This is a genomic window from Mesorhizobium sp. M0590, from assembly GCF_040320905.1.
Lineage (GTDB): Bacteria > Pseudomonadota > Alphaproteobacteria > Rhizobiales > Rhizobiaceae > Mesorhizobium.
In genome coordinates, this window is record NZ_JAMYQN010000002.1 from 289,229 (window position 1) to 311,456 (window position 22,228).

Annotated in this window: 20 protein-coding genes; 14 read left to right on the plus strand and 6 right to left on the minus strand. The window is 63.1% G+C overall.

From position 1 onward, the window contains the following. Positions 1-37: 37 nt before the first annotated feature. The 3 genes from iolG to NKI52_RS05115 all read left to right on the plus strand — a co-directional run bounded on the left by iolG (position 38) and on the right by NKI52_RS05115 (position 3,423). Complete coding sequence (gene iolG, locus NKI52_RS05105) at positions 38-1,039, plus strand: inositol 2-dehydrogenase (RefSeq protein WP_352568500.1); 1,002 nt, start codon at positions 38-40, stop codon at positions 1,037-1,039. A gap of 23 nt (positions 1,040-1,062) precedes the next feature. Next, complete coding sequence (locus NKI52_RS05110; RefSeq protein ID WP_023677517.1) at positions 1,063-1,857, plus strand: SDR family oxidoreductase; 795 nt, start codon at positions 1,063-1,065, stop codon at positions 1,855-1,857. Between the two features lie 474 nt (positions 1,858-2,331). Then, positions 2,332-3,423 (plus strand): 3-deoxy-7-phosphoheptulonate synthase, encoded by a 1,092-nt coding sequence (locus NKI52_RS05115; protein ID WP_023677516.1) that lies wholly within the window; start codon positions 2,332-2,334, stop codon positions 3,421-3,423. A gap of 213 nt (positions 3,424-3,636) precedes the next feature. Here NKI52_RS05115 and NKI52_RS05120 read toward each other — a convergent pair whose 3' ends face one another. Next, positions 3,637-4,746, minus strand: coding sequence for a Gfo/Idh/MocA family protein (locus NKI52_RS05120; protein ID WP_352568502.1), 1,110 nt, complete (start codon positions 4,744-4,746; stop codon positions 3,637-3,639). Positions 4,747-4,898: 152 nt separating this feature from the next. Between NKI52_RS05120 and NKI52_RS05125 the strand changes: the two genes are divergently transcribed. Continuing rightward, complete coding sequence (locus NKI52_RS05125; RefSeq protein WP_023677514.1) at positions 4,899-5,744, plus strand: MurR/RpiR family transcriptional regulator; 846 nt, start codon at positions 4,899-4,901, stop codon at positions 5,742-5,744. Here NKI52_RS05125 and NKI52_RS05130 read toward each other — a convergent pair. Next, on the minus strand, positions 5,741-6,631 hold the full coding sequence (locus tag NKI52_RS05130; protein WP_023677513.1) for an AraC family transcriptional regulator: 891 nt from the start codon (positions 6,629-6,631) through the stop codon (positions 5,741-5,743). The genes NKI52_RS05125 and NKI52_RS05130 overlap by 4 nt on opposite strands. Positions 6,632-6,769: 138 nt before the next feature. Between NKI52_RS05130 and NKI52_RS05135 the strand changes: the two genes are divergently transcribed. The 9 genes from NKI52_RS05135 to phnN all read left to right on the plus strand — a co-directional run bounded on the left by NKI52_RS05135 (position 6,770) and on the right by phnN (position 16,236). Next, positions 6,770-7,498, plus strand: coding sequence for an SDR family NAD(P)-dependent oxidoreductase (locus NKI52_RS05135; protein ID WP_352620620.1), 729 nt, complete (start codon positions 6,770-6,772; stop codon positions 7,496-7,498). A 200-nt stretch (positions 7,499-7,698) separates the two neighbouring features. Beyond that, a complete protein-coding gene (locus tag NKI52_RS05140; protein WP_352697235.1) occupies positions 7,699-9,633 on the plus strand; it encodes a bifunctional 5-dehydro-2-deoxygluconokinase/5-dehydro-2-deoxyphosphogluconate aldolase in 1,935 nt (644 codons plus the stop codon). A 34-nt stretch (positions 9,634-9,667) separates the two neighbouring features. Beyond that, positions 9,668-11,512, plus strand: coding sequence for a 3D-(3,5/4)-trihydroxycyclohexane-1,2-dione acylhydrolase (decyclizing) (gene iolD / locus NKI52_RS05145; protein ID WP_352697237.1), 1,845 nt, complete (start codon positions 9,668-9,670; stop codon positions 11,510-11,512). A gap of 44 nt (positions 11,513-11,556) precedes the next feature. Continuing rightward, positions 11,557-12,474, plus strand: coding sequence for a myo-inosose-2 dehydratase (gene iolE / locus NKI52_RS05150; protein WP_352697239.1), 918 nt, complete (start codon positions 11,557-11,559; stop codon positions 12,472-12,474). Between the two features lie 27 nt (positions 12,475-12,501). Further along, entirely contained in the window at positions 12,502-12,720 is a 219-nt protein-coding gene (locus NKI52_RS05155; protein WP_023677508.1) for a hypothetical protein, read from the plus strand. Between the two features lie 2 nt (positions 12,721-12,722). Continuing rightward, positions 12,723-13,535 (plus strand): 5-deoxy-glucuronate isomerase, encoded by an 813-nt coding sequence (gene iolB / locus NKI52_RS05160; RefSeq protein WP_352568506.1) that lies wholly within the window; start codon positions 12,723-12,725, stop codon positions 13,533-13,535. Between the two features lie 148 nt (positions 13,536-13,683). Continuing rightward, positions 13,684-14,391: a DUF1045 domain-containing protein gene (locus tag NKI52_RS05165; protein WP_352619339.1), complete on the plus strand. Its 708-nt coding sequence runs from the start codon at positions 13,684-13,686 to the stop codon at positions 14,389-14,391. A gap of 79 nt (positions 14,392-14,470) precedes the next feature. Beyond that, positions 14,471-15,610 carry an alpha-D-ribose 1-methylphosphonate 5-triphosphate diphosphatase gene (locus tag NKI52_RS05170; protein WP_352576376.1) on the plus strand — a complete coding sequence of 380 codons (1,140 nt, stop codon included), beginning with the start codon at positions 14,471-14,473 and terminating at the stop codon, positions 15,608-15,610. Further along, positions 15,607-16,236 carry a phosphonate metabolism protein/1,5-bisphosphokinase (PRPP-forming) PhnN gene (gene phnN / locus NKI52_RS05175; RefSeq protein ID WP_352455997.1) on the plus strand — a complete coding sequence of 210 codons (630 nt, stop codon included), beginning with the start codon at positions 15,607-15,609 and terminating at the stop codon, positions 16,234-16,236. Before NKI52_RS05170 ends, phnN begins: the two co-directional genes overlap by 4 nt. 91 nt (positions 16,237-16,327) lie before the next feature. Here the strand turns inward: phnN and NKI52_RS05180 are convergent, their stop codons facing one another. The 4 genes from NKI52_RS05180 to NKI52_RS05195 form a co-directional block, all read right to left on the minus strand. Further along, the gene (locus NKI52_RS05180) at positions 16,328-16,858 is read right to left on the minus strand and encodes a DUF2231 domain-containing protein (RefSeq protein WP_352620738.1); all 531 of its coding nucleotides are present in this window, start codon (positions 16,856-16,858) and stop codon (positions 16,328-16,330) included. A 153-nt stretch (positions 16,859-17,011) separates the two neighbouring features. Next, positions 17,012-18,007, minus strand: coding sequence for an ABC transporter permease (locus NKI52_RS05185; RefSeq protein ID WP_023677502.1), 996 nt, complete (start codon positions 18,005-18,007; stop codon positions 17,012-17,014). Positions 18,008-18,030: 23 nt separating this feature from the next. Beyond that, complete coding sequence (locus NKI52_RS05190; RefSeq protein ID WP_352568572.1) at positions 18,031-19,575, minus strand: sugar ABC transporter ATP-binding protein; 1,545 nt, start codon at positions 19,573-19,575, stop codon at positions 18,031-18,033. A gap of 114 nt (positions 19,576-19,689) precedes the next feature. Beyond that, positions 19,690-20,652: a sugar-binding protein gene (locus NKI52_RS05195; protein ID WP_023677500.1), complete on the minus strand. Its 963-nt coding sequence runs from the start codon at positions 20,650-20,652 to the stop codon at positions 19,690-19,692. A gap of 456 nt (positions 20,653-21,108) precedes the next feature. Between NKI52_RS05195 and NKI52_RS05200 the strand changes: the two genes are divergently transcribed. Further along, positions 21,109-22,215 carry a LacI family DNA-binding transcriptional regulator gene (locus NKI52_RS05200; RefSeq protein ID WP_352568509.1) on the plus strand — a complete coding sequence of 369 codons (1,107 nt, stop codon included), beginning with the start codon at positions 21,109-21,111 and terminating at the stop codon, positions 22,213-22,215. Positions 22,216-22,228: the final 13 nt, after the last annotated feature.

A 22,228-nucleotide genomic window follows, 5' to 3' on the forward strand; every position in this document is an offset into this window, starting at 1 on the left:
CCCTCCCTTCCGAACCATCCTCAAAGGAAAACTCTTCATGCCTCTTCGCTTTGCTCTTCTCGGTGCCGGCCGTATCGGCAAGGTCCATGCTCGCGCCGTCGGTTCCAATCCTGAGGCCAGGCTGGTCGCAGTTGCCGACGCCTTCGAGAAGGCGGCGACCGATCTGGCCTCTGCCTATGGCGCCGAAGTGCGCAGCATCGATGCCATCGAGAAGGCCGGCGATATCGATGCGGTCGTCATCTGCACGCCGACCGATACCCATGCCGATCTGATCGAACGCTTCGCCAAAGCGGGTAAAGCGATTTTCTGCGAAAAGCCGATCGACCTCGACGCCGCCAGGGTGGAACGTTGCCTGGCCGTCGTCGACAAGGCCGGCGCCACCCTGATGGTCGGCTTCAACCGCCGCTTCGATCCGCATTTTGCCGCCGTGCGCAAGGCGATCGACGACGGCGCCATCGGCACTGTCGAAATGGTGACAATCACCTCGCGCGATCCCGGCCCGCCGCCGCTCGACTATATCGGCCGCTCGGGCGGCATCTTCCGCGACATGACCATTCATGATTTCGACATGGCGCGCTTCCTGCTCGGCGAGGAGCCGGTGGCGGTCAGCGCGCATGCTTCGGTGCTGGTCGACAAGAAGATCGGCGAGGCCGGCGACTTCGACAGCGTCAGCGTCATCCTCGAAACTGCCTCCGGCAAGCAATGCGTTATCTCCAACTCACGCCGCGCCACCTACGGCTACGACCAGCGCATCGAGGTGCATGGCTCGAAAGGCATGATTGCGGCCGAGAACCAGCGGCCGGTGTCGATCGAACTGGCCAATGAGAAAGGCTATACGCGGCCGCCGCTGCACGATTTCTTCATGACCCGTTATCTCGACGCCTATGCCAACGAGATCGCTGCCTTCATCGCGGCAGCGACGTCAGGCAAGAAGGCGGCGCCGAGCGGCAAGGACGGGCTGGTGGCGCTCAGGCTGGCGGATGCGGCGCTGAAATCGGCCAAGAAAGGCAAGACCGTCCGCCTCGACAAAACAATCTGACTATCAAGCACAGGAGCAAGGCGATGAACGGTTCAGCCGGTCGCAATTCCGAAACACGCGCCATCGTCACCGGCGGCGCACAAGGCATCGGCTTTGCCGTCGCCGAAGCGCTGGCCGATGAGGGCTGCCGGGCGCTGGCGCTGATCGGCCGCTCGCAGGAGAAGGGCGACAAGGCTGTCGCCATCCTCAAGGGGGCAGGCGTCGATGCCATCTTCATCAGCGCCGACGTCTCAAAAGTGGCCGACTGCAAGCGTGCGGTCGAAACGGCGATTGGCCATTTTGGTACCGTCAACGCGCTGGTCAACGCCGCTGCCACCTCGGCTCGCGGCTCGCTGGTCGAGACCTCCGAGGATCTGTTCGACCAGATATTCCAGACCAATGTGCGCGGCCCGTTTTTCCTGATGCAGGGCGTGGTGGCGCATTTGCTGGCGCGCCAGGTACCGGGCTCGATCGTCAACGTGCTGTCGATGTCGGCGCATTGCGGCCAGTCGTTCCTGGCGCCCTATTCGTCGAGCAAGGGAGCGCTGGCGACACTCACCAAGAATGTCGCCAATGCCTATCGCGGCAATCGCATCCGCTGCAATGCGGTGCTGCCCGGCTGGATGGACACCGAGGGCGAGGCGATCGTGCAGAAGAAATGGCACGACGCGCCGGAGGACTGGTTGGAGAAGGCCGAAGCCGCGCAGCCGATGGGCCAATTGGTGAAACCGGCGCAGCTTGCCCGGTTGATCAGCTATATGATCAGCCCGCAGTCCGGCGTCATGACCGGGTCGCTGGTCGACTACGATCAGAGCATCGCCGGGGCGTCACCGGAATAACGCCGGCAAGTCTAGCGGAACGCCGCCCATCACTTCGTCATCCACGGGCAGAGCAAGGAGCGCAGCGACGCGGCGCAGACCCGAGGATCCATGCCGTGACATCTAGGCGTCGCTACAATGCAGAATTTAGTTCCGCAGCACTCCTTGGCCAAGGCAACGGCATGGATCCCAGGGTCTCCGCGACGGAGCTCCGCTCCTGCTTCGCCCTGGGATGACGAAGTTCGGGGGGCTTCAGCCAATCGCGAATGGGCTGGAGTAAACCTCCTCCTCACCAGGCACGTGACAAGCGCATCCGCATCGACTATATCAGCCCTCATGATCAACCTGACCGCCACATATTGGTACTTTATGAGCTCGCTGGCGGCGGGAGGATTGCGCTCGATCTGAAGATTGCAGCAATAACATCCGAACAGCCGCCAGACCTGGCGGCTTTTTTGTTTCAGCCGGCAGGTCTCCCAATCAGGAGCAGAAGCCGTGTTGACGACCACAGACGATCTTCGGGTCAAGGAAATCAGAGAACTGAGCACACCCGACGAGGTGATGCGGGAAATACCGCGCACGCTGACGGCGACGCGCACCGTTGCCGCATCACGCAATGCCATCCACGCCGTGCTGACCGGCGCCGACGATCGGCTGGTGGTCGTCGTCGGCCCCTGTTCGATCCACGACCCGGCCGCCGCCGTAGACTATGCCAGCCGTTTGGCATCGCTGCGTGAAAGCCTGTCGGACCGGCTGGAGATCGTGATGCGGGTTTATTTCGAGAAACCGCGCACGACGGTCGGCTGGAAGGGCCTGATCAACGATCCCGACCTCGACGGCAGCTTCAACATCGACAAGGGGTTGCGGATGGCCCGCAACGTGCTCTCCGCCGTCAACAATCTCGGCCTTCCGGCGGCCACCGAATTCCTCGACATGGCCACCCCGCAATATATTGCCGACCTCGTCGCCTGGGGCGCGATCGGCGCACGCACGACAGAGAGCCAGATCCATCGCGAGCTGGCGTCAGGCCTGTCCTGCCCGGTCGGCTTCAAGAACGGCACCGACGGCAATCTGCGGATTGCCGCCGAAGCGGTGAAGTCCGCCGCCCAGCCGCATCATTTCATGGCGGTGACAAAGGGCGGGCGCAGCGCCATCGCGACGACCACCGGCAACGAGGACTGCCACGTCATCCTGCGCGGCGGTATTGTGCCGAATTATGACGCGGCAAGCATTGCTGCTGCCTGCGCTGAGCTCGGCCGGATCGGCGTGGCGCCGCGGCTGATGATCGATGTCAGCCACGCCAACAGCAGCAAGAAGCCGGAAAACCAGCCGCTGGTGGCGGCTGACATGGCGGGCCAGATCGCGGCGGGCGACGAGCGCATCGTCGGCATCATGATCGAGAGCAACCTCGTCGCCGGCCGGCAGGACGTCGTGCCCGGCAAGCCGCTCGTCTATGGCCAGAGCATCACCGACGGCTGTATCGACTGGGAAACCACCGAAACGGTGCTGCACGGCCTTGCCGACGCCGTCGAGCAGCGCCGGTCGGCGAGACGTGCCATGATCGCCGATCGCCCGGGAGCCGCGTGAGCACTTCTCCTTCTCCCCTTGTGGGAGAAGGTGGATCGGCGCGCAGCGCCGAGCCGGATGAGGGGTGCTGGAAGAAACTCGGCGCAAAAATATTGAGGGATTTTAAGCGGTTATTTCTTCGCTGTAGCGATCCGTCCAACACCCCTCATCCGACCGAGCTTCGCTCGGCCACCTTCTCCCACAAGGGGAGAAGGGGAGACCAGCGCGGGCTTACTACCGCACCGCAATCCAGCGCTGTTCCGCGAACGAGCGCGCCATCGCGTGCACCGTGCGCTCGATCTCCAGGCCTTCGTCGAAATCGATGATCCGCGCCGGCTTGCCGGCAAGTCGCGTCAACAGTTCCCGGCATTCGATAATCTTGAGGTCATTAAAGCCAAGGCCGTGGCCGGGCGCCGGCAGGAAGGCGTCATAAGGCTTATGATGCGGCGCCACCAGGATGGTGCGGTAGCCTTGCTCGGTCGGCCGGTCGGCCGTCAGATAGAGTTGGAACTCATTCATCCGCTCCTGGTCGTACAGGATCGAGCCCTTCGAGCCAAAAATCTGGATGGCGATCCGGCCTTTGCGGCCCCACGCCGAACGGTTGACCAGCAGCGTGCCGGCGATGCCGTTTTCGAGATGCATCAGGATGCTGGCGATGTCGTAGGTCTCGACCGCGCGGCGCCCGCCCGAGGCGACGTGGCGGTCGGCATAGGGCCTGGCCATGTCGCACATGACGCGGGCGACACGACCGAACAGGACCGCAATGATCGACAGCGGGTGCACGGCGAAATCGTCGAGCGCGCCGTAGCCGGACGCCGCCTCGTGCTTCCAGAAGAACAGCGCCTCCGGATCGGCCATGAAGTCCTCGTCCATCTCGATGCGCAGATGGTTGACCTCGCCGATGATCTTCTCGTCGAGCAGTGCGCCGATATGGCGGATTGCGGGGTTCTGGATGTAATTATAGCCGAGCGCGGCCACCTTGCCGGACTTTTGGGCCGCCGCAGCCATTGCTTGCGCCTCGGCGAAGCTCGGCGCCATCGGTTTTTCACACCACAGATGCTTGCCGGCTTCGAGGATGGCGATGGCCATTTCCGGGTGGAACTGGTTCGGCGTGGTCAGCGAAACGACATCGACTTCCGGGTCGTCGACGACGGCGCGCCAATCGCCGGAGGCCTTGGCGAAGCCGAATTCGCTGGCACGGCGTTTGGCAAGGTCCTCGTTGACCTCGCCGAGATGGACCAGCCTTGGCTTGTCCACATCGGGAAAGACGGTGCCGACCGCGTTCCAGGCGATGGCGTGGCACTTGCCCATGAAACCCGTGCCGATAAGACCTACCCCGACCATCTGCCTTGCCTCCGTGTGCGCAAATTGTGTGGATGAATTAGTCCATTTTGTCTGGAGATGGAACGCTTGTCTCATTTTTTATGGTGTTCTTGCACAGGCCCGCTATGATGGGGCACAGAGGGAACCAGACGATGAGCCTGGGCGGAGCGACGATGGACGAACGGGTGCCGCGCGATTTCGAGACGCTGCGGGCGACGATCCTGGAGCGGCGCCACAGCCTGCCGAAACGTATCGCCCAGATCGCCGCCTATGCGCTCGACAACCCAGACGATATCGCCTTCGGCACCGCTGCCAGCATCGCCGCTTCCGCCGGTGTCCAGCCTTCGACCCTGATCCGCTTTGCCCAGCAGCTTGGTTTTGATGGTTTCACCAGCCTGCAGTTGGTGTTTCGCGAGCGCCTGCGCGAGCGCAACTCATCCTATGATGAAAGGCTGGCGGCATTGCGCGCCAAGGCCGAGGAAGGCGCCGGCCACCGCGCGATTTTCGACGGTTTTGTTGCCGCAGCCAGTACCTCGCTCAACGACATTTCGCGCACGCTGAATGAAGACCATTTCGAAGATGCGATCACCGTGTTGGCCAAGGCCGAAACCATTTACGTGCTGGCCAAGCGGCGCTCCTACCCGGTCGCCTCCTATATCGCCTATGCATTGGGCAAGCTCAAGATCCGCAACCAGCTGATCGAATCGGCCGCCGGCCTCAATGCAGAGATGATCGGCTTTGCCTCTCCAAGGGACGCCGTGATCGCCATCAGCTTTTCGCCCTATGCCCCGGCCACCATCGAGGAGGCGCGCGTCATTTCGGAGCAAGGCGTGCCGATCGTGGCGATTACCGACAGCTCCTTTTCGCCACTCGCCCAATTCGCCAGGGTCTGGTTCGAGGTCGCCGAGGCCGATTTCGCCGGCTTCCGCTCGCTGTCGGCGACGATGGCTTTGGCTATGGCGCTGACCGTCGCGGTCGGCGAGAAGCGGCGCGATACTGGCAAGAAGCGCAAGCCTTAGATCACCTCTATTGCGGTTTCGCCTTCTGCCGAAAGCCGCGCTGCGTCGCGGGCAGGCGGCGACCCGAACTGGCGGGCATACTCCCGGCTGAACTGGGAAGCACTCTCATAGCCGACGGCGAAGGCGACACGTGCGACGTTGCCCGGCTGGGCAATCAGCAGATGGCGGGCTTCCAGCAAGCGGATTTGCTTTTGATACTGGATTGGGCTCATGGCCGTCGCCGCCTTGAAGTGACGATAAAACGCAGCACTGCTCATACGGGCAATCTCGGCCAGATCGCCGACCCGGACCGGCTGATGGGGATGCGAACGGATCCAGGCGATCGCCCGGCCAATCCGGGACAGATGGCCATCGGCGCGCGCAAGTTCACGAAGCTTTCCGCCTTGGGGGCCTTGCAGGAGCCGAAACAGCATCTCTCGCTCGATCATGGTCGCGAGCACGGAAATCTCCGCTGGCCGGTCAAGCAGCCGCATCATTCGACGCAACGCGTCGAGCAGATCGTCATCAGCGGGAGAGGTGGAGAAACTGTCGCCACTGAGGGCCGGCGCGTGCTCGACGAGGAGCGCGGCGACGGCCTGCAGGTCAAGGGTCAAGCCAATGGCCAGGTAAGGACGCGCCGCGCTCGCTTCGATTATCTGGCTGATGGTGGGCGTCTCGACAGTATAGATGAAATAGCTGGCCGGATTGTAACGAAGAGCTCGGTCGCCGATCAGAACCGTCTTCGCGCCCTGCAGTACGAATAAGATCCCCGACCCCCACACCCCTGACAATGGCGGCGTGGCGACTTCGCTGCGGCCGATCGAAACGCGGGGAACCGCCGTTCTTGTTCGTCGCCCGCGCGCATGGCGGCCGGCGATCTCGATCAACTCCTGCAGCGCCTTGCTCATTGCGCCAGCATCGCGCATTCGCACCGGCGGCGCAACAGCGTGAGAGGATTAGGCAAGAGCCGGAGAATTTCCGGCGCGCAACGCCCGCTGCCTCGCACCATTTGTGGGTCTTCCACAAGAAAAATGGAGACACCGATTATGAGAACATCGAAAAGCGCGCTGGTGACCGGCGCCAACAAGGGTATAGGCCATGAAATCGCCCGGCGACTGGCGACCATGGGCTTCAAGGTCTGGCTCGGCGCCAGGAGCGCCGAACGCGGCATGGCGGCGGCGCAGGCATTGCGCGCCGAAGGCCTCGACGTGGAGTGGCTTGAGCTGGACGTCACGCGGGATGACAGGGTGAAGGCGGCAGCCGAGGCATTCAGGCAGGCCAGCCCCTGCCTCGACGTGCTGGTGAACAACGCCGGCGTCGCCATCAATTACGACCTGCCGCCGAGCCAGCAGCGGATCGCCGACATCCAGGCCACCTACGACGTCAATGTCTTCGGCCCGATCCGCGTGACCCAGGCATTCCTGCAGCTGCTGCTAGCAGCACCTGCTGCCCGGATCGTGATGGTGAGCAGCTCCACCGGGTCCATCGGCCGGGCGCTCGATCCCGCCACTGCGAACCACGCCGTTAACATGATGGGCTACGGCAGCTCCAAGACAGCCTTGAATGCCATCACGGTGGCGTTCGCCAGGGAGCTCGCGCCCCAGGGCATCAAGGTCAACGCCGCGGCGCCCGGCTACACTGCCACCGATCTCAACGGGTATAAAGGTCACCGCACGGTGCAGCAGGCGGCCGAGATCGTCATTCACCTGGCGACCTTGGACGCCGATGGCCCGACCGCCGGGTACTTCAACGATGATGGCCCGCTTCCTTGGTAAATCAGCTGGTTTCAGTGGTAGACACTTGACGTTCGTCTGACTTCAAAGTTTCTGAACGCGCGAGCCTTGCACAGCACTTTTCAGTCTTGGGAATGCTCGTTCCATATTGACTATGGATTGGAATTATTATTTCATATTGCCGGCGCCACGCTGCCGCTCGCGCGTGTTACCCAAGACAACAAAGCCGATGGGAGGTTCGAATGGGCGAAGCCGTGGAAGCGAAATATTCGCCGCTCGACATCATCACCATCGGCCGCGCTTCCGTCGATCTCTATGGTCAGCAGATCGGCTCGCGCCTCGAGGACATTACTTCCTTTGCCAAGTCGGTCGGCGGCTGTCCGGCCAATATCGCGGTCGGTACTGCCAGGCTCGGCCTGCGCTCGGCGCTGCTCACCCGCGTCGGCAATGAGCAGATGGGCCGCTTCATCCGCGAGCAGCTGACCCGCGAGGGCGTTTCGGTCCAAGGCCTCAAGACCGATCCGGAGCGGCTGACCGCCCTGGTGCTGCTGTCGGTCGAGGATGAAGGCGTCTCGCCGATGATCTTCTATCGCAGCGATTGCGCCGACATGGCGCTTTCGAAAGACGATATCGATGAGGCGTTTATCGCTTCGGCACGCGCGGTCGTCGTCACCGGCACGCATTTTTCACGGCCCAACAGCGACGCCGCCCAGCGTAAGGCGATCCGTGTCATGAAAGCCAAGGGCGGCAAGGTGGTGTTCGACATCGACTACCGCCCCAACCTCTGGGGTCTCGCCGGCCACGCCGAAGGCTTCGAGCGCTATGTGAAATCCGACCGCGTCTCGGCGCAGTTGAAGACGGTGCTGCCCGATTGCGATCTCATCGTCGGCACCGAAGAGGAAATCATGATCGCCTCGGGTGCAGACGATTGCCTGAGCGCGCTGAAAACCATCCGCTCGCTGTCGGCGGCAACCATCGTGCTGAAACGCGGCGCCATGGGCTGCATCGTCTATGACGGGCCGATCAGCGACGACCTCGAGGACGGTATCCTCGGCAAGGGATTTCCAATCGAGGTCTACAATGTGCTCGGCGCCGGCGACGCCTTCATGTCGGGCTTCCTGCGCGGCTGGCTCGGCGAGGAAGGCCTGGCGACGGCGGCGACCTGGGCCAATGCCTGCGGCGCCTTTGCCGTGTCGCGGCTGCTCTGCGCACCGGAATACCCGACTTTCGAGGAATTGCAGTTCTTCCTGAAAAACGGCAGCAAGCATCTGGCGCTGCGCAAGGACGAGGCGATCAATCACATCCATTGGGCGACCACGCGCCGGCGCGACATCCCCTCGCTGATGGCGTTCGCCTGCGACCACCGCGTCCAGCTGGAGGATGTCGCGGCAAAAGCCGGCGCCGATCCGTCGCGAATCCCAGCTTTCAAGGTGCTGACGGTCAAGGCTGCGGCCAAGGTCGCGGCTGGCCGCGCCGGCTACGGCATGCTGCTCGACGAAAAATACGGACGCGAGGCGATGTTCGAATTCGCCCACCATTCCTTCGCCTGGCTCGGCCGGCCGGTCGAGTTGCCGGGTTCGCGGCCGCTTCGCTTCGAGTTCTCGCAAGACATAGGTTCGCAACTGACCGAATGGCCGGTCGACCACTGCATCAAGTGCCTGTGCTTCTATCATCCCGACGATCCCGCGGCGCTGAAGAGCGAACAGCAGCAGAAACTGCGCGCTTTGTTCGAGGCCGCGCGGAAAGTGGGCAGAGAACTTCTGGTCGAGATCATCGCCGGCAAGCACGGCAGGCTCGACGACATGACCATCCCGCGCGCGCTCGAGGAACTCTACGCACTCGGCATCAAGCCCGATTGGTGGAAGCTCGAACCGCAGGCATCGGCCGGCGCATGGACAAAGATCGAGGCGGTGATCCTGAAGAACGATCCGTGGTGCCGCGGGATTGTGCTGCTTGGCCTCGAAGCGCCGCAGGATGAATTGGAAGCGGCCTTTGCTGCCACCGCCAAGGCGTCTATCGTCAAGGGCTTTGCCGTCGGCCGCACCATCTTCATCAACGCGGCCGAACAATGGCTTGCCGGCAAGATGTCAGACGATGAAGCGGTTGCCGACATGGCATCTCGCTTCGAGAGACTGACCGAGGCATGGCTTGCGGCGCGCGGCCGCAAAGCAGCATAAGAAGGCGCGGCATAAGGACTGCGGAGGAACCGACATGACCAAGACAATCCGCCTGACGATGGCGCAGGCGCTGACCCGCTTTCTTGCTCGACAGATGACCGAGATGGACGGGAAGAAAGTGCCGATCTTCGGCGGCGTCTGGGCGATCTTCGGCCACGGCAATGTCGCCGGCGTCGGCGAGGCGCTCTACCAGGTTCGCGACGAACTGCCGACCTTTCGTGCCCATAACGAGCAGGCAATGGCGCATGCGGCGATCGCCTACGCCAAGGCCAATTTCCGCCGTCGCTTCATGGCCGCGACCAGTTCGATCGGCCCCGGCGCGCTCAACATGGTGACCGCTGCGGCACTTGCGCATGTAAACAGGTTGCCTGTCCTGTTTCTGCCCGGCGACGTCTTCGCCAATCGCATTCCCGATCCCGTCCTGCAGCAGGCCGAGGATTTTTCCGACGGCACGGCGACGGTCAATGACTGCCTCCGCCCGGTGTCGCGCTATTTCGACCGCATCACGCGGCCGGAGCAGATCATGCCGGCGCTCAACCGCGCCATGCAGGTGCTGACCGATCCCGCCGAATGCGGCCCGGTGACGCTGGCGCTGTGCCAGGACGTGCAGGCCGAGGCCTATGACTACCCCGAGAGTTTCTTTGCCGAGCGACTCTGGACGCCGCGACGGCAGCGCCCGGACCGCAACGAACTGGCGGCCGCAGTCGCGGTACTCAAAGCGGCGAAAAAGCCGCTGGTGATCGCGGGCGGCGGCGTACTCTATTCGCAGGCATCCGAGGAGTTGGCAAAACTGGTGCAAGGCGCCGGCGTTCCAGTTTGTGAGACGCAAGGCGGCAAATCCTCGCTCCCGGACGATCATCCGTTGAACATGGGCGCGGTCGGCGTTACCGGCACTTCGGCGGCCAACAGGCTGGCCGAAGAGGCCGACGTCGTGCTTGCCGTCGGCACCAGACTGCAGGATTTCACCACCGGCTCCTGGGCATTGTTCAAGCATGCCGGCAGGACCATCATCGGGCTCAACGTGCAGCCTTTTGACGCCGGAAAGCACCAGGCGCTGCCGCTGGTCGCCGATGCGGCGGAAGGGCTCGCCGAACTCGCTGCGGCGCTGAAAGGCTGGAAAGCCCCTTCAGGCTGGACCGACAATGCGATCACGGGCAAGAAGAACTGGCAAGCGGATGCCGACAAGGTGACGGCGTCGACCAATGCCGCCTATCCGTCCGACGCGCAAGTGATCGGCGCAGTACAGCGCGCCATGGGCTCCGGCGTGGTACTGCTTCATGCCGCCGGCGGCTTGCCCGGCGAATTGCACAAGCTATGGCAGGCGGGCGCGCCCGGCTCCTATCACGCAGAATACGGCTTCTCGACAATGGGCTACGAAATCGCCGGCGGGCTTGGCGTCAAGATGGCCAAGCCGGACGAAGAGGTCGTGGTGATGATCGGCGACGGCTCTTACCTGATGCTCAATTCCGAGATCGCGACCTCGGTGATGCTCGGCCTCAAGCTGACCATCGTGCTGCTCGACAACCGCGGCTATGGCTGCATCAACCGGTTGCAGATGGCGACCGGCGGCGCCAACTTCAACAATCTGCTGAAGGACGCCCGTCACGAAACCTTGCCCGAGATCGACTTCGCCGCGCATGCTGCGAGCATGGGTGCGATTGCCGAAAAAGTGCCATCGATCGCCGGGCTGGAAACGGCGCTGGCGCAAGCGAAGAAGAACACGCGAACGACCGTGCTGGTCATCGACACCGACCCGCTGGTTTCGACCGAGGCCGGTGGAAGCTGGTGGGATGTCGCAGTGCCGGAAGTCTCGGCACGGCCGCAAGTGAATGCGGCGCGCAAGAAATACGAGGAAGCGCTGAGCGGGCGGGTTCTTTAGCCATCCGCGAACGCGCCTCGAATGTCTGAAACTGGAGTGACGACTTGAAAGCCAAACTGGGCATGTCCCCCATTGCATGGTGGAACGACGATCTTGCCGAACTCAGCGATGATGTGTCGCTGGAGGAGTGCCTGCGCCAGTCGCGCTCGGCTGGCTTCACCGGCATGGAAATGGGCCGCCGCTTTCCCAACGATCCGGAGATCATGCTGCCGATCCTGAAAGAGGCCGACGTGACGCTTTGCGGCGGTTGGTTCTCCGGGACGCTGGTCAATGAGGATATATCGGGGAATAAGGATCGCATCCAGCCGATGATCGACCTGTTCAAGGCGGTGAATGCGCCCTGCATCGTCTATGGTGAAGTCGGCCGCTCCATCCAGGGCGACCGCTCCAAGCCGCTCGCCACCAAGCCGAGGCTTTCGGACGATGAGATGAAAGCCTACGCCCGGCGGCTCACGCAGTTCGGCGAATGGTGTGCAGAGCAAGGCATGCCGCTCTCCTACCATCATCATATGGCGGCAGTAGTTGAGACCGAGCCGGAGCTCGACGCTTTCATGCGCTATTCGGGCGAAGGCATTCCGCTGCTGCTCGACGCCGGTCACCTGGCCTTTGCCGGCGGCGATGTGCTGCGCGCGATAAACAACCACCACCGGCGCATCAACCACGTGCATGTGAAGGACGTACGCATGGAGGTGATCCAAAAGCTGGATCGCAACAAGCAATCGTTCCTCGACGCGGTGGCACTTGGCGCCTTCACCGTGCCGGGAGATGGCTCGCTGGATTTTGGCGCCATCGTCCAGAGGCTCGCCGACCATGGCTATGAAGGCTGGTTCGTGGTCGAGGCCGAGCAGGATCCGAAGAAGAACCCGCCGCTCAAGATGGCGCAGGTCGGCTACAAGGAATTGATGCGGGCTATGACGGCGGCCGGCTATACGGTGGAGACACAGGGCTTTCCCAATGCTTGAGAGTTCGCGAGGAAAGGTGTTGATCCGATGAAAGACTCCGAGCACCCGTTTTTCCGGCCGCTGTGGCGGCGCGTCGCCGTTGTCGCGGTCTGCCTGGTCTGGTCGGTGATCGAATTCGCCACCGGCACGCCGTTCTGGGGCGTGATCGCGCTCGGCTTCGCCGGCTATGCCGTCTGGCAGTTTTTCTACCTCTACAAGCCGGCTGACGAGGACGAGCCATCGGCAGACGCCAAACCGAAGGAATGACCATGTCGAAACTGCTCGTCAAAGCCAATAAGGGCCACGGCCGCATCGCCCATGTGACGCCGCAAAGCGCCGGCTGGACCTATGTCGGCTTCGATCTGCATCGGCTCAGGCCCGGCGAGAGCGCTTCCGGGCAAACCGCGGATCGTGAGGTCTGCCTGGTGTTCGTCACCGGCAAGGGCAAGGCCAAGGCCGGCGGCAAGGATCTCGGCTTGCTCGGCGAACGCATGTCGCCCTTGGACGGCAAACCTTGGTCGGTCTATGTGCCGCAGGGGTCGGAGTGGTCGGTGAGCGCCGATACCGATCTCGAACTTGCCGTCTGCTCGGCGCCAGGACTGGGCGGCGGTCTGCCGGTCCGTGTCATCGGGCCCGACGATCTCGGCCAGGAGGTTCGCGGCAAAGGCACCAACACGCGCTATGTCACCAACATCCTGCCGGAGGGCAAGCCGGCCGATTCCTTGCTGGTGGTTGAGGTCATCACACCCGGCGGCCACACATCGAGCTATCCGCCGCACAAGCACGACCAGGACAATCTGCCGGCTGAATCTTATCTCGAGGAGACCTATTACCACCGTCTCAACCCGCCACAGGGCTTTGCTTTCCAGCGCGTCTACACCGATGCCGACGAGAACGGTGCTCGTTCGCTCGACGAGGCGATGGCGATCGAGGACGGCGACGTCGTGCTGGTCCCCAAGGGTTATCACCCCTGCGCAGCCTGCCACGGCTATGATCTCTATTATCTCAACGTCATGGCCGGACCGAAGCGGACGTGGAAATTCCATAACGCGCCCGAGCACGAATGGCTGATGAAGGCCTAACCACTTCCCCTTCGCCCCAACCGCTGGTCCAAGCGAAAAATCGTCGGCTAACGACCCGGCTGTGTGGTTTTGTTACCGAAAACGCCGCAAAGCTTCGTCAATTCGTCATGGAAATCACCTATGGCAGCGGGGCTGACGAGGACTTTCGATGCGCTACGCGATCTATTTCACCCCCCGACAAGACGAACCGCTGGCACGTATCGCCGCCAACTGGCTCGGCCGCGACCCATTCGGTGCCGCCACAAAGCCGGTCGAGGCTGCGGGCGAGTTGTCGGCGGCAGAAGTTGCCTTCCATACCGCCTCGGCACGCCGCTATGGCTTTCATGCGACACTGAAGGCGCCCTTCAGACTGGCCTCCAACGAGACGGAAACGTCGCTTCGTGCAGCACTCGACGATTTTGCCGAGGCGACGCCGGTGGTTACGATCCCGCGCCTCATCGTCAGCCAGATCGACGGCTTCTTCGCGCTGTTGCCGGAAGCACCGCTGCCGGCGCTCAACCGCTTCGCCGACGACGTGGTGCGCGACTTCGACCGCTTCCGCGCGCCGTTGACGGAAGCCGAGATCGAACGGCGCAGCCCCGATTCGCTGAAGCCCGACGAGTTCCGCAATCTCTGCCAGTGGGGCTATCCCTATGTCTTCGAGACGTTTCGCTTCCATATGACGCTGTCCGGCCGGGTGTCGTCACAGGAAAGCCCTCGTCTTCGCCTAGCAATCGACAGCCTGTTTGCGGACGTGCTGCAACGGCCGGTGGCGGTGGACGCGCTGACGCTGTTTGTGGAAACTGAACCGGGCGCACCGTTCATGGTGCTGTCCCATCACGCGCTCGGGCGCCGCCCGGCCAGAAGAACTGCCTAAATGACTATTTGCTTTAACCGCATGGTGCGAAGCCAATTCATTTTCAATTGGCTGCAAAATGCTGCAAGGACTGCCTGAAATGACCGCCGAGACCGTTCTTGACAATGCCCGCATCGTGCTCGCCGACCAGATCGTCGAAGGGTCGATCGTGCTGCGCGATGGGGTGATCGCCGCCATCGATCCCGGCGCTGGCCGCAGCGGCGAGGACATGGGCGGCGACTTCATCATCCCTGGCCTGGTCGAGCTCCACACCGATCATCTCGAAGGCCATTACGCGCCACGGCCGAAAGTGCGCTGGAACCCGATCGCCGCGGTGCTCGCCCATGACGCGCAGGTGGCGACCGCCGGCATCACCACCGTGCTCGACGCCTTGCGTGTCGGCATGGACGAGGATGCCGACCTGACGGCCGCCGACATACGCAAGCTGGCCGACGCGATCGAGGACAGCGTGCAGCAGGACCGGCTCAGGGCCGACCATTTCCTCCATCTGCGTTGCGAGGTTTCGGCGCCGGACTGCCTCACGGCCTTCGCCAATTTCGACGGCGACGAGCGGGTCAGGCTGGCGTCGCTGATGGACCATGCGCCCGGACAGCGCCAGTTCGTCAATTTGGAAACCTACGCCTATTACTACCAGCGCAAGCTGAAGCTGACCGATCGCGATTTCCAGAAATTCTGCGAAAAGCGGATGGCGGAATCGGCGAGGAATTCGAGCCCGAACCGCAGCTTCATCGCCGCTGCCTGCCAAGAGCGCGGCATCGTGCTCGCCAGCCATGACGACGCAACCGTCGGCCATGTCGACGAAGCGATCGAGCAAGGTGTGCGCGTCGCCGAGTTCCCGACCACTGAGGAGGCGGCGCGGGCTTCAAAAGAGGCAGGGCTCGGCGTATTGATGGGCGCGCCGAACGTCATGCGCGGCGCGTCGCATTCGGGCAATGTCTCGGCCCGCACGCTGGCCGGCGATGGCCTGCTCGATATCCTGTCGTCGGACTACATTCCGTTCAGTCTGATCCAGTCAGCCTTCTTCCTCGGCGACGTGGTCGAGGGCATTTCCTTGCCACAGGCGGTGGCGATGGTCTCGAAGAATCCGGCCGAGGCGGTCGGCCTCACCGATCGCGGTGTCATCGAGCCCGGCCGGCGCGCCGATCTGGTTCGCGTGCGCGTCGACGACCATGTCCCGGTCGTCCGCACGGTCTGGCGGCAGGGACGCCGAGTCGCATGATGGTGTCGGCATCGGTCGAGCGTGAATTGTCCGCTACGGGATTTCCGATCCGGGACGGTGTCTTCGTCGCCGTCGTCGGGCCGAGCGGTGCCGGCAAGGACACGGTGATCGGCTATGCGCGCGCCGTGTTTGCCGACGAGAGCCGGCTGGAGTTCGTGCGCCGGGTGATCACCCGGCCGAGCGATGCGGCCACCGAGGATCACGATACGCTAGCCGATGCTGCCTTCGTCGAGGCCGAAGCGGATGGCGCCTTCGCCATTTCCTGGGAGGCGCATGGCCTGCGCTACGGCATCCCGGCCGAAGTCGACTGGTCAGTCTCCAACGGCCGTGTCGCGATCGCCAACGTCTCGCGCGCGATCATCCCGGCGCTGCGGGAGCGCTACGCCAATCTGGCTATCGTCGAGATCACGGCTACACCGGAGATCCTGGCCGAGCGGCTGGCATTGCGCGGTCGCGAGTCGCGCGGCGAAGTGCTGGCACGGCTGGCGCGCAGTGCCAATGTGGCGCTGTCCGGACCGGGTGTCACCTCGATCGACAATAGCGGCCCTCGTGAAGCCGCCGGCGAGCGCTTCGCCGAGGTGCTGCGCAAGGCCATGGCCTTCTCCGACATGTCGGGCCTTATCTAAAGTAGCGCCCATCCGATGCATTCGGTATGGGCGCTACTTGTCTAACCGATATCTTTTTGGAAACCGGTATCCACTTTTCGGGATTATGGCCTCATGCGGCGTGCCGGTCCCGACCAGCGTGACGAGTATCCGTGGCAGTGGTTGTCGAAGGCTTCGCTGGCGCATCCGCTGGTGTATCCAGAACTGCAACGTGGTGCCGATACACCATCTCCCAGCCCTTCCAGCCGGTGAACAGCAGTATGCAGACCACTATGAACGACAAGAGCGCACCCCATGGGCGGACCGCGGCTTCGGCGCCTTGCGCATAGCGAAGGTAGAAATTGATCAGTGCCACAATGACCGCGGTCAAGTTGCCCAGCATGTGGTACCAGGCGTCGGACAAGGCGCGAATGCGCGGCTCGTTGAGGAAGTCGATAAAACCGGCTGTCGCAGCGAGAAGGGCCATTACTATGGCTGCCCCGATCAGCCACATCGATGCTCGTGCCCAGAAGGCATCGGCAGTCCCCCAGAAAACCAGGTCGGTGACAAACGCACCGACAAGAAACGCGACAGGAAAAGGTATCAGCATCGGGTGGAGGGGGTGAGTTCCTACTTTGGCGGTACTAACTGGATTCGTGGGCATGGAACGCCTCCGCGCAGCAAAGCTTAAATAAACGCTCAGATACGGGTTTCGTTCCAAATAGAGACCGACCTGAACTGCTGTCGCGAAGCTCCGGCTGACTCTTTCACGCCACCTGCCATGGCAGTCGGCGTATTTCATCCAGCTATTTTTGCGTCACTCAGCGGCAGCACCCGCCACGCCCTTGCGTGTGGCTTCCAGCATCCGCCGCCGCGCCCTGAACACGCCCCATTGCTGGTCGACCAGCACGCCGATGAGGATCACCCCGCCCATGACGGCGAAGTTGAGCGAGGACGGGATGCCGAGCAGGTTGACGAGGTTCTGCAGCTCCTGCAGCAGCACGGTGCCGAGCAGGACGCCGATCAGCGAGCCTTCGCCGCCACGCAGCGAGAAGCCGCCGAGCACCGCGGCCGCGATGGCATAGAGCTCGTAGAACTGGCCGTGGCTCGCCGGCGAGATCGAGCGTGTGTACATGGCGAAATAGATAGCTGACAGCGCCGTCAGCACGCCGCAGATGACATAGGCGGCCATGACGATGCGGCCGGTGCGGATGCCGGAATATTTTGCCGCTTCCTCGTTCTTGCCGATGGCATAGAGATAGCGCCCGAACACCGACCGGTGCAGCACCACCCACATGACGACGGCGATGACGATCAGTGCGATGAAGCTGTTCGGCACGCCCCAGGACCGCCCCGCCGTCAGGAACTCGAGTTCCGGGAAGTTCTGTCCGAAGGCAAAGCCGGCGGTGCCGTCGGCGGTGTAGAAGCGCGCCACGCCGCGATAGATCAACAGGCCGCACAAAGTCACCACGAAAGGCTGCAATTTGAGCCGGGTGATCAGCCAGCCATGCGCCAGCCCGATGATGCCGCCGAGCACCAGGATCAGCGGCAGGGCGACCGGCCAGGCCATGCCGCGCGTGGCGATGAAGTCGATGAACAGCACGCCGAGCAGCGCAACCACCGAGCCGACCGACAATTCGATGCCACCGGTGATGATGACGAAGGCTTGGCCAATCGACAGGATGCCGAACAACCCGATCAGGTTCGAGGTGTTGGCGAGATTGATCGGCAGCAGGAAGCGTGGGTTGATGATCGCCACCACCGCGCCGACCACCAGGATCAGGATCAGCAGGCCGAGATCTTTCTTGCTCATCGTCTTCTCCCAATGCCTGCGAACTACTTCGGCTGCTTGCCGACCGCCAGCAGCAGCACGTTTTCCTGGCTGAACCGGTCCTTGTCGAGAATGCCGGAGATCTGGCCTTCATGCATGACGGCGATACGGTCGGAAACGCCGATCACCTCCTCCATGTCGCTGGAGATCATCAGCACGGCGACGCCGGCATCGGCCAACGCCCGCATCAGCCCGTAGATCTCGGCCTTGGCGCCGATGTCGATGCCGCGGGTCGGCTCGTCGAGGATCATCACCTTCGGCTTCATCGCCAGCCATTTGGCCAGCACGACCTTTTGCTGGTTGCCGCCCGACAGCGTGCCGGTGCGCGTCTGGACGGAGGGCGCCCTGATGCCGAGATTGGTCTTCTGCTTCTCGGCGGTGGCGGATTCCGCGCCGGCCGAGACCAGCGAGCGCCGCGAATGCGCCGGCAGATTGGGCAGCGAGATGTTCTGGGCAATCGACAGGTCGAGCAGGATGCCGGTCAGCTTGCGATCCTCGGGGACGAGGAAAATACCGTTGGCCACTGCGTCCGCAGCCGAACCTAGAACCAGATCTTTTCCGTCAAGCTGGAACGAGCCGCCAAAGCTCTTGTCGATGCCGAACAGGACGCGCGCCAGCTCCGTCCGGCCGGAGCCGACGAGACCGGCGAGGCCGAGGATCTCGCCATGCCTGACATCGAGGTCGACGGGCCGGTCGGGATAGGCAGCGGTGCGAATGGCCTTGACCGACAGCGCGACAGAGCCCGGCGGGCGCGCCGATTCCGCGGCCTTCTCGCGCTCCTTCAGCATGCGGCCGATCATCAGCTTGACCATCTGGTCGTGATTGATGGCGCTCTTCGGCAAGGTTCCCGCGAGCATGCCGTCCCTGAGCACGACGACGCGGTCGGCGACGCGCTCGACCTCGTGCAGGCGGTGCGAGATGAAAATGACGCTGATGCCGTCTGCCTTCAGCGCCTTGATGACACCGAGCAGCTTGTCGGTTTCGGCGATCGGCAGGCTCGATGTCGGTTCGTCGAGGATGACCAGCCGCGCCTTGATCGACAGCGCCTTGGCGATCTCGACCATTTGCTGCTGGGCCAGCGACAGCGCCGACACCGGAGTATCGGCCGAGAAATTGGCGCCCACGCGTTTGAGCAGCGGCGCCGCCAGCGCTCGCAGCCTGGCGCGGTCGACCAGCCTGAACGGGCCGGCGCGCAGCGGTTCGCGGCCGAAGAAGATATTGGCGGCGACGTCGAGGTTCTCGAACAGGTTGAGTTCCTGGTGGACGAAGGCGATGCCCGAACCGATGCTGGCCTCGACGGTCAGACTGTCATGGGCGACCCCATCGACGGTGATGGTGCCGGTGTCCGGCCGGGTCACGCCGCCGAGGATCTTCATCAGCGTCGATTTGCCGGCGCCGTTTTCGCCGACCAGGCCGATGACCTCGCCGGGCCTGACCTCGATCGAGAACCCGTCCAGCGCGACAACGCCGGGATAGGTCTTGCGCACGCCGTCGAGGCTCAGGAACGGAGCGGCCGTGGATGCAACGATGGATGGATCGGAATAATTCATCACGCCTGACAGCAGCCGGTGAGCCGTTTTGGCCTCAGACTGACGGGCCTTGCGAGGCGCGTCAATAGAATCGCCGGCTCAGGGCGAACCCTTGAGCCGGCGCAACTTATTCGCTCAGTTTCCCGACATCGCCTTGAGGTTGGCGGCGTAGGCGTCGACATCGTCCTTGCCGATGATCTTGGTCGGCACGATGATCAGGCCATCGGCGGGAACGCCCGACTTGTCGCCCTCGAGATAGGCGGCCATCAGCTTCATGCCCTGATAGGCCCATTCGAAAGGCTGCTGTACGACGGTGGCGGCGACGGTGCCTTCCTTGACGCCGCCCAGCGTGATCGGATCGTCGTCGAAGCCGACGACGGTGATCTGGCCGAGCTTGCCGGCATCGCGCAGCGCTTCATAGATGCGCGGCGTGTTGTAGGAGTAGAAGCCGACCATGCAGGTGACGTCGGGGCTGGCGACCAGCGCGTCCTCGACGTTCTTCTTGGCGCGGGCCTGGTCGATGTCGTCGCCACGCACGTCGACCAATTCGATCTTGGTGCCGGCGAGGCCGTCCTTCATGCCCTGGATGCGTTCCTTGGCATTGTCGGCGCCGAGCAGGCCAACGAAGCCGAGGCACTTGCCGCCGTCGGGCATTGCCTTCTTGGCGATCTCTGCCGCCTGCTTGCCGGCATCGACATTGGAAGAGCCGATATAGGCGACACGCTTGGTCTGCGGTGCGTCGCTGTCAGTGGTGAACAACGCCGTTTCCGAGGCGATCTTGTTCAGCCCGTCGGTCGACGTCTTGGGATCGACGGCCGAGACCATGATCGCCTTAACACCGGCCGTCACCAGATCGTCCATAAGGCGCTGCTGGATGGCGACCGAGGACTGCTCCGGATATTTGAGTTCGAGATTGTAATTGGGCAGTTCGCCTTGAGCCTTCTTGACGCCGGCTTCGGCAGCCTTCCAGAAATCGGAAGCGCCGTTGACGACGAAGGCCAGTGTCGGCTTGTCGTCGGCCCGCGCAATTGCGCTGACGGACAGGCCGAGCAGCAGGGCCGCAGCGGCGACGGACGCATTTCGTATCGCAGATTTCATATTCAACCTCCCATTTGACTCAGTAATTTCGCTGATGATGAACGTGCCGGCGCGGCTTGGACGCCCTCCTCCTCAGGCTTTCGGCAGCGAAGAACGACGCCATTCCAGCCGCGATCGTCGACTTTAGAGACTCATTCGTCGTTCGTAAATAGTCCGATTTGTCTGACATTTCCTCGAAACGGCAGGCGAGCTCCGGCTGACGGGAACCGTCCGACACCAGGCTGGCTCGCGTTCCGAACACGCGCGGTCCGATGTCGTCCGGGCATGATGGATTGACGTTATAGGGATGCCAGATATTAGTAAAGAGTATTAGTTGATCGGGATACTCGCCACAAACGAGAGAGGCCTCCCCAGTCACAACCGTTTTGGATTGGCGACTAAATCGTCTAAGAGGGTCGATTATATCTATTAGTGGCGCTTTGCCTTATAAATGCGAAAATTCGAGGGACTAACGCCATGAACGAACCACTTCGGGATGCGGTCCTTCAGGGTACCAGACGGCGCAAGCCGTCCGGGAAAAACCCCAAGGGCCGCGTCACCATGACCGACATCGCCAGGGCCGCAGGCTGTTCGCAGGCGACGGTCTCGTTCGTCCTCAACAACACGCCAGGCATCAGGCTGTCGCAGCAAACCCGAGAGCGAGTGATTGAGACCGCACGAACGCTGGGCTATTCGCCGCCCGTGTTTTCTGCCTTGCGAGCCCCTGTTGCCGCATTCGGCGGGCTGGATGGCGTGATCGGCTTCGCAGTCGACCAACTTGCGACCAGCCCGGAGGCGGTCGTCGCCATTGAAGGGGCGCGGCAAGCCTCATGGAACGCCGGCAATGTGCTTTTGGTGGCGCAGACCATGGGCGACGAGGTGATGGAGCCTCGCGCCATCGCGGCGCTGACCAAGCGGGGCATTTCGGCGCTGATCTACATGACCATCTTCACCCGCGAGATCGTCGCGCCGGACCATCTCTACGGCCTCGACATTCCGGTCATCCTGCTCAACTGCTACACTGCCGACTATGCCTTCCCCGCCGTGGTGCCGAGCGAGATCGCCGGCGGCCAGAGCTCCACCCGGCACCTGATCAGCCATGGCCACCGGCGTATCGCCACCATTACCGGCGAGCCCTGGATGCAGGCGGCGCAGGACCGGCTGAAGGGCTACCGCCGGGCGCTGGCGACGGCCGACATCCCGTTCGACCCGGCGCTGGTCGTCGAAGGCGATTGGTCGGCGAGCGCCGGCTATGCCGCGACCGTCAAGCTGTTGGCGTTGAAGGACCGGCCGACCGCCATCTTCTGCCAGAACGACCGCACCGCGATCGGCTGCTACGAGGCGCTGAAGGAGGCCGGCCTGCACATCCCCCGGGATATTTCGGTGATCGGTTATGACGACGAGGAGATCGCGCGGCATCTGTTCCCGCCGCTGACGACGTCGATCCTGCCGCATATGGCGATGGGACAATGGGCGATCGAGCAGCTCGAAGTCCCCGCTGCTCCCGGTCGTGGCCGCTATCCCATCACCAAGCTCGAATGCCCGCTGGTGGAGCGGGAGTCGGTTGGCGCTCTGGCGGGCTGAGGCGAGAGCGCCG